This is a genomic window from Vibrio sp. V42_P2S4T144, from assembly GCF_009904715.1.
Lineage (GTDB): Bacteria > Pseudomonadota > Gammaproteobacteria > Enterobacterales > Vibrionaceae > Vibrio > Vibrio alginolyticus.
Map to the genome: position 1 here is coordinate 1 of NZ_WXWS01000549.1, position 7200 is coordinate 7200.

Annotated in this window: 7 protein-coding genes; 4 read left to right on the forward strand and 3 right to left on the reverse strand. The window is 45.8% G+C overall.

Annotated elements, in window-relative coordinates; genetic code table 11:
• The first annotated feature begins 28 nt into the window (after positions 1-28).
• Positions 29-640 carry a DUF2913 family protein gene (locus tag CAG68_RS18180; protein WP_005374167.1) on the forward strand — a complete coding sequence of 204 codons (612 nt, stop codon included), beginning with the start codon at positions 29-31 and terminating at the stop codon, positions 638-640.
• A gap of 78 nt (positions 641-718) precedes the next feature.
• Here CAG68_RS18180 and CAG68_RS18185 read toward each other — a convergent pair whose 3' ends face one another.
• On the reverse strand, positions 719-2119 hold the full coding sequence (locus tag CAG68_RS18185; protein ID WP_161441475.1) for a tryptophanase: 1401 nt from the start codon (positions 2117-2119) through the stop codon (positions 719-721).
• A 298-nt stretch (positions 2120-2417) separates the two neighbouring features.
• On the reverse strand, positions 2418-3662 hold the full coding sequence (locus tag CAG68_RS18190) for an NADH:ubiquinone reductase (Na(+)-transporting) subunit B (RefSeq protein ID WP_047102825.1): 1245 nt from the start codon (positions 3660-3662) through the stop codon (positions 2418-2420).
• 159 nt (positions 3663-3821) lie between these two features.
• On the opposite strand from CAG68_RS18190, the gene CAG68_RS18195 reads away from it, so the two are divergent.
• The 3 genes from CAG68_RS18195 to CAG68_RS18210 all read left to right on the forward strand — a co-directional run bounded on the left by CAG68_RS18195 (position 3822) and on the right by CAG68_RS18210 (position 6786).
• Positions 3822-5210 carry a cytochrome ubiquinol oxidase subunit I gene (locus tag CAG68_RS18195; RefSeq protein WP_017635517.1) on the forward strand — a complete coding sequence of 463 codons (1389 nt, stop codon included), beginning with the start codon at positions 3822-3824 and terminating at the stop codon, positions 5208-5210.
• Positions 5211-5220: 10 nt separating this feature from the next.
• Positions 5221-6219, forward strand: a complete 999-nt coding sequence (cydB, locus tag CAG68_RS18200) for a cytochrome d ubiquinol oxidase subunit II (protein ID WP_065275106.1) — start codon at positions 5221-5223, stop codon at positions 6217-6219.
• A gap of 174 nt (positions 6220-6393) precedes the next feature.
• Positions 6394-6786 carry a hypothetical protein gene (locus tag CAG68_RS18210; RefSeq protein WP_054728604.1) on the forward strand — a complete coding sequence of 131 codons (393 nt, stop codon included), beginning with the start codon at positions 6394-6396 and terminating at the stop codon, positions 6784-6786.
• Positions 6787-6828: 42 nt separating this feature from the next.
• Here CAG68_RS18210 and CAG68_RS18215 read toward each other — a convergent pair.
• Positions 6829-7200: hypothetical protein (locus CAG68_RS18215; RefSeq protein WP_161441476.1), on the reverse strand; the 372-nt coding region annotated here is incomplete at its 5' end.

Genomic DNA, 7200 nt, shown 5'->3' on the forward strand with positions numbered 1-7200 from the left:
CCTTCTTCCCTAATTTTGTTCGAGTGTAATGCAAAGTTCTAAGCAGGCAAGACAGTCTACAGATGCTAATCAACTTCTGAGTGAGCTTGCGGTTCACGCTTTATTACACCTGCACTTTAAAATTCACGCGTCCTCGCATGGCCTCTCCCTTAAAGAACGTAATGACTTACTTCAGAAATGGCTGAAACCAAAACTGAAGAGTAATCGCTACAAGCTGATTAAAAAGCCGTTAAAATCTTTGACTCAGCAGGCAAAAGGTGAGAACGGAAATCTGGAAGCATTACTCGAGCGCTGCGTCGGTGCAGACAAACCCAGCAACCCTCAACCCGATCTAGATAGCTACTTGCTGCTGATCAACGAGATTGAGAAGAAACTGGGGACTACCGTGTTATTATCTCGACCGGAAGACGTCGACTTATCTCACGACCAACACGGCTGTTTGCTGTGTGTGCTTTCTGAGAACTTAAATCAGCACTTCGATGATAATAACGCCCTAATCGCTCCTATTTCGATGCTGTTCCGCGGACCAATGAGTCAACGTTCACTTTTTCTTGGCAGCATTTACGCCAGTGGTACCTTCAATTATGAAGTGCAGTATCAAGACGACCAGTTCGTTCGCATCACATTAGAGTTGGCGTAAGTGTAACGCTAAGAAATAAACGAATCGAAAAAGGCCGCGAAACTCGCGGCCTTTTGCTTATCTAGATTTAAACTTGAGTTAATCGATCTCTTTAAATCGAGCAGTAAAGTGGCGCAGCACTGGTGGCTCGTACTCGAAAGTGAGCCCTTTTAACTCATGTGCACGATTTTTCAGTTCGATAATCGCATCCGCAATGTAATCCATATGATCGTTTGTGTAGACACGACGTGGAATGGTCAAACGCATCAACTCAAGCTCTGACACTTTTTGTTTACCCGTTTCCGGATCTCGACCAAGCAGCAACGATCCTATCTCTACTGCTCGAATACCCGCTTCCAAGTACAAAGCATTACACAATACCTGCGCAGGAAACTGATCCTCTGGAATATGTGGCAAAATCTTAGCGGCATCCACAAACACAGCATGACCACCCGTTGGGTATTGAATCGGAATACCGCCTTCACGTAAGCGCTCACCTAAGTATTGAACTTGGCTAATTCTATAGTGAAGAAAATCCTCATCCGCGGCTTCATACAAACCGCGAGCGAGCGCTTCCATATCACGCCCAGCCATGCCGCCGTATGTTACAAATCCTTCCATGGGTACGCAGCGCGTCTGCACCGCCTGGAACAACTCCTTATGATCACGAATACAACACATGCCACCAATGTTTACCATCGGGTCTTTCTTAGCTGACATGGTGAGCATATCACCGTACTGGTACATCTCACGGATGATTTCCAGAATCGATTTATTCTCGTAACTCGCTTCACGCTGCTTGATAAAGTAGGCGTTCTCACAGTAACGAGCCGAGTCAATCACCACTGGAATATCGTACTTGGTTGCAATCTCGTACACACTGCGCATGTTTTCCATCGACACAGGCTGACCACCGGAGCTATTACAAGTAATCGTGGTGATAATTGCACAAATGTTATGCGAACCGTGCGCTTCAATTGTTGCCACCAGCTTATCGATATCAAAATTGCCCTTCCAATCATAAGGCGTAGTGGTGTCGAATGCTTCTTCCGTTACCACGTTAATCGCTTTACCGCCATTGAGTTCAATGTGACCCGCTGTGGTATCAAAATGGTAGTTCGAGATAAATACTGGCGTTTCGCCACCACGCACCTGACGCATACGCTCAATCAAAGCTGGGAACAAAATTTGCTCGGCACCACGCCCTTGGTGTGCAGGCACGGTGAGCTTATAACCGAAGAAGTGCTCCACTGCATCACACAGGTTGTAGTAATTTCGACTCCCCGCATAGGATTCATCCCCCATCATGATACCAGCCCACTGATTATCACTCATGGCACCAGTGCCTGAGTCAGTCAGCAAATCGATATAAACATCATCACTACGAAGAAGAAATGGATTATAGCCCGCTTCTTTTAACGCGACTTCACGGTCTGCCAAAGTCGTCATTTTGATTGGCTCAACCATTTTGATACGGAAAGGTTCTGGAATACGTTTCATTGTTAATTTCCTTATACGCATTGCCCTACGCAGTTTCACGTAAGACTAAAAAACAAATAGATAGAATGCTTTTCAATGCGATTGCATTGAGGAAATCAACGAGAAGAGATTTTACTAAGAAGAGACAAGCAGTAGTCTAGGTTATACCAGAACGACAGCACCAAACGGCTATCGAGAATATCCTTTATTCTCATCGTCTTCGTCCTCCTGATAAAAATAAAAAGTCAGAAACCCCATGTCTCTGACCTTTTCAATATAGTGCAGTTTTCAATCAATTTTCAGTGAGGTCACCCTCATTTTAAGAAGGTCTCGCCCTTTTCATTCTGCGTTTGATATTACTTTCTTTGACTAGGTAATCGAAAAGTGGCGCGAATAAGTTAGCAAATAGAATCGCTAACATGATGCCTTCTGGATAAGCCGGGTTCAGCACTCGGATAAAAATCGTCATCACGCCGATTAATAGTCCGTATGCCCATTTCCCGTTATTGGTAAAAGCTGCCGAGACAGGGTCTGTCGCCATAAAGAAGGTACCAAACGCAACCCCACCAATCACGAAGTGCCAGTAGAACGGCATGGAGAACATGGGGTTAGAGTCTGAACCGATCGCATTCAATAGTAATGAAGCTCCGATTAAACCGACCAACACGCCCGCAACAATTCTCCACGATGCAATCTTCATAAAGATGAGAACCAAGCCTGTTAGTGCGATCAACAACGTGGAGACTTCACCCATCGAGCCTGGTAAATTACCAACAAAAGCATCTCCCCATGAAATTGGCTCTCCCGTCATATTATTTATCAAAGCACTTTGCCCTCCTTCATACCATTGGCTAAGTGGAGTAGCGCCAGAGTAACCATCAGCCGCGACCCACACGGCACCACCGGACATGTTGGCAGGATAGGCAAAGTATAAGAACGCGCGCCCTGCTAAAGCTGGATTTAGGAAGTTTCGTCCAGTACCACCGAAAATCTCCTTCGCCACAACAATACCGAAAGTGATACCTAAAGCCGCTTGCCATAGTGGAATTGTCGGAGGAAGGATCAGCGCAAAGAGTATAGAGCTGACAAAAAAGCCTTCATTTACCTCATGCTTTCGCACAATAGCAAACAGAACTTCCCAGAAACCACCAACGATAAACACCGTCGCATAAACCGGGAGAAAGTAAGTAGCACCAAGCCACATTTTACTTCCCCACCCCGCTTGTGAAACCGCATCTAACGAGCCCCATACCCAACTCAGTTGCCATGAAGAAACAAGCGCTTGCTGAGCTGAGGCTTGATCCATTCCATACAACAAGGCATCACTCGCTTGCTGGCCTATGTTGTACATACCCCAGAACATGGCAGGGAAGACCGCCAACCACACCATGATCATAATACGTTTTAAATCGATGCTATCTCGAACGTGAGTCATGCCCTGGTTTACCTTACCAGGCGTGTAAAAAATGGTTTCGACAGCTTCGAAAAGTGGGTAGAACTTGTGATACTTCCCACCTGGACCAAACTTAGGTGTCGCTTTCTCAAAGTAATGTTTAAGGCTCATAACGCTCCTCCTTTATCTAAAAGATGGTACGCACATGTGTAAAAAGCGATCGTTTTTTAATCTCTTCGTCTTCCTTCTTCGTATTTCACCTTGTTCGCCACTCTTCTGTCTCCTCTTTAAATCCGGCGAACAGTTTATCCAACGAAAAAGGGACCGCTCATGGACACACTCGCCATTGACCTAGCTAGATTCCAATTTGCCTTTACTGTCTCTTTCCACATTATTTTTCCAGCGTTTACGATTGGTTTGGCAAGTTATCTCGCTGTATTAGAGGGCTTGTACTTAAAAACGGGCAACAAACAGTACATGCAAATCTATAAGTACTGGCTCAAAATCTTTGCCATCAGTTTTGGTATGGGTGTGGTGAGTGGCATCGTGTTGAGCTATCAATTCGGTACTAACTGGAGCGTGTTTGCCGACAAAACAGGCCCAATCCTAGGCCCGCTAATGGGTTATGAAGTTTTTACTGCGTTTTTCCTCGAAGCTGGGTTTTTAGGCGTGATGCTTTTCGGTATGGATAAGGTAGGTAAGAAGCTTCACTTCGCCGCGACTTGTATTGTTGCATTCGGGACGTTTTTGTCTGCGTTTTGGATACTTTCGGTTAATAGTTGGATGCAAACACCAGCGGGCTATAGTATCAACGAAGCCGGACAGTTTATCCCAGAAGACTGGTGGGCGATTGTCTTCAACCCTTCCTTCCCTTACCGGCTCGTTCATATGTTGCTCGCCGCTTACCTTACTACTGCCTTTGTTGTAGCCGGCGTTGCCGCTTATCACTTGCTAAAAGCAAACCATAACCCTCTAGCCAGAATTATGTTCTCGATGGCAATGTGGATGGCTGCCATCGTGACACCAATTCAAATCGTTGCTGGAGACATGCATGGATTAAACACCCTTGAACATCAACCCGCCAAAGTTGCCGCGATGGAAGGGCACTATGAGTCTCACCAAGGCGCGCCATTGATCCTCTTCGGTATCCCTAACGATGAAGAAAAACGCATGGAATACGCACTGGAAATCCCCAAACTCGGTAGTTTGATTTTAACTCATGACCTCAACGGTGAAGTGAAGGGATTAGATGCTTTTCCAGAGGAGGAACACCCTCCTGTCTCTATCGTTTTCTGGTCTTTCCGAGTAATGGTCGCGCTTGGTTTTGGCATGCTTGTTATTGGTTTGTGGAGCCTTTGGCTAAGAAAACGTCGCAAACTTTTTGATTCGAGGGCACTTCAACGTATTTGTGTGCTGTTTGCCCCAGCGGGGTTCATTGCAGTTTTAGCAGGCTGGATAACTACCGAAGTCGGTCGACAGCCTTACACCGTATACGGTCTTTTAACCACAGCCAATTCGGCATCGCCTATTGATGCCGCCGCGGTGAGCGTCTCCCTGACGGCGTTCATCGTGGTTTACTTTGTGGTTTTTGGAGCTGGCTTCTTCTATCTCCTACGTTTGATGCGCAAGTCTCCAACTCGATATGAAGAAGGTCTAGATAGCCGACTTCCTGATGGCACGAAAACCGATGCCATCACACATTCTAACCATCTAACCTAGGAGCTTACTCATGGATTACGCATTAATTTGGTACGCTTTGATTGGGCTCGCTGTTCTGATTTATGTCGTGTTAGATGGCTTTGATCTCGGTATTGGTATCCTATTCCTCAGCGCTAATGATGATGAAGAGCGCGACATGATGATGAACAGCATCGCTCCTGTTTGGGATGGGAATGAAACTTGGCTAGTTCTTGGCGGAGGTGGGCTTTTTGCCGTGTTCCCCCTCGCCTACGCGGTCATTATGCCAGCACTCTATGCTCCCCTGATTTTAATGCTGCTCGGGTTAATTCTGCGCGGGGTTTCTTTTGAGTATCGCTTCCGAACACAACGCGGAAAGTTTTTATGGGATAGCGCTTTTTTCATTGGTTCACTCACCGCGGCATTGATGCAAGGCATTATGCTCGGAACCCTGCTCCAAGGTATAGAGGTTAGTGAACGAGCATACGCAGGTGGATGGTTTGATTGGCTTTCACCATTTAGCGTATTTTGTGGCCTGGCGCTTGTTTGTGCTTATATTCTGCTCGGTTCATGCTGGTTATTAATCAAGCTTCCAGAAGAGCTGATGGGGCGCTATTACGTGGTCGCGCGACGATGGGGACTAGCGATGGTAGCCTGTATATTCATCGCCAGTTTGTGGCTGCCATTGAGCCAAAATATCGTCTTTGAACGTTGGTTCTCATTACCAAACTCGCTACTGTTTTTCATTTTACCAATTATTGCTGCGGCACTTATTTGGCAGCTATTCAAAGCCTTACTCGATCACAAAGCCGTCCGAGCCTACGTTCTTGCGATCGGCCTGTTTCTTTTGTCCGCGATGGGTTTCGGTGTCAGTACATTCCCTTACTTGGTCCCATTCGCACTCACTTATCAAGACGTCGCCGCGCCAGATAAGAGTTTGGCATTTTTACTTGCCGGTGCGGTGGTATTACTTCCTCTGATCATAGCCTACACGGCTTATTCGTACTGGGTTTTCCGCGGCAAGATTAAACGTGGAGAAGGATATCACTGATGAAACTAAAACCCATTTTGTGGTTCATTGGCATTTGGCTGGTAAGCGTGGTCGCCTTGTTTATCATCAGTTCGTTGATACGAACTGCGATATTGTAGGCCCAGAGACTACTGCACCACATCTGAAGCCATTGAGGTCTATACTCAAGCAAGAGTAAAACAACGGAGTGTTTTTATGACCTTAAAGCGGTTTCTGGTAACTTTGATTCCTTTGACGGTTCCACTGTTTTCACCAAATGCTTTGGCCGTAGACAAGCAGATGTCATCCGCCATGAAAAGTAAAATGCGGTCTATTTGCTCCGCAACAAACGAGCAGGGCCGTTGGCAACTTGCTGAGGCAACTCCTGACGCCAGACGCTCACTCAACATGGTGCTTTATCAAATGAATGCCGATGATAAATTGAAAGCAATTCATGAGGTGAGAACCAAAATGGTCGGCGGCACCCATTATGCGTTTGAGTTCGAGTTGCAAGATGGTCAGGTCTGGAATGCAATTGTATTGCACAGTGCCCGAGGCGATTACATGATAGAAAGACACGCCAAGAAAGGGGAACTCTGCCCTAAATAGCAATAGACACTACAACTTTACGACACAATAAAGTCGACTGATTCAGTCGCCTTTATTGTTGGTATGTTTAGGTATCGCTTCAAAAGCTTGGGAAAAGTAATAGCTTTCAACCTGAGGCCTAACTAAATCACAAGCTAACCCAAGGTCATCATTTTTTGTGAAAGGTAAATGTTCTGACACTAATTCCTGGGAATCTTTGTCCACGGTCTGGAAAGATTCAACAATTCTAAGTGGCCAGTAAGCTTTATTCTCAGTAACAAGAAAAAAGTAATATTGGAGCTGCTCTCCATGAGTCACGGCATTGTTAATTTCACTTCTAATTTTAACCACTTCGATTTTGCTACCAACACAAGTGAAGTCATATGCATCAGTAATTTCCGCTTCCTTCGCGCCCGGAGTATATACCATATAATC

Excerpts from the sequence above, each read along its gene's own strand:
- CAG68_RS18180 (WP_005374167.1), top strand. The coding sequence starts at position 29 with ATGCAAAGTTCTAAGCAGGCAAGACAGTCTACAGATGCTAATCAACTT.
- CAG68_RS18185 (WP_161441475.1), bottom strand. The coding sequence starts at position 2,119 with ATGAAACGTATTCCAGAACCTTTCCGTATCAAAATGGTTGAGCCAATC.
- CAG68_RS18190 (WP_047102825.1), bottom strand. The coding sequence starts at position 3,662 with ATGAGCCTTAAACATTACTTTGAGAAAGCGACACCTAAGTTTGGTCCA.
- CAG68_RS18195 (WP_017635517.1), top strand. The coding sequence starts at position 3,822 with ATGGACACACTCGCCATTGACCTAGCTAGATTCCAATTTGCCTTTACT.
- cydB (WP_065275106.1), top strand. The coding sequence starts at position 5,221 with ATGGATTACGCATTAATTTGGTACGCTTTGATTGGGCTCGCTGTTCTG.
- CAG68_RS18210 (WP_054728604.1), top strand. The coding sequence starts at position 6,394 with ATGACCTTAAAGCGGTTTCTGGTAACTTTGATTCCTTTGACGGTTCCA.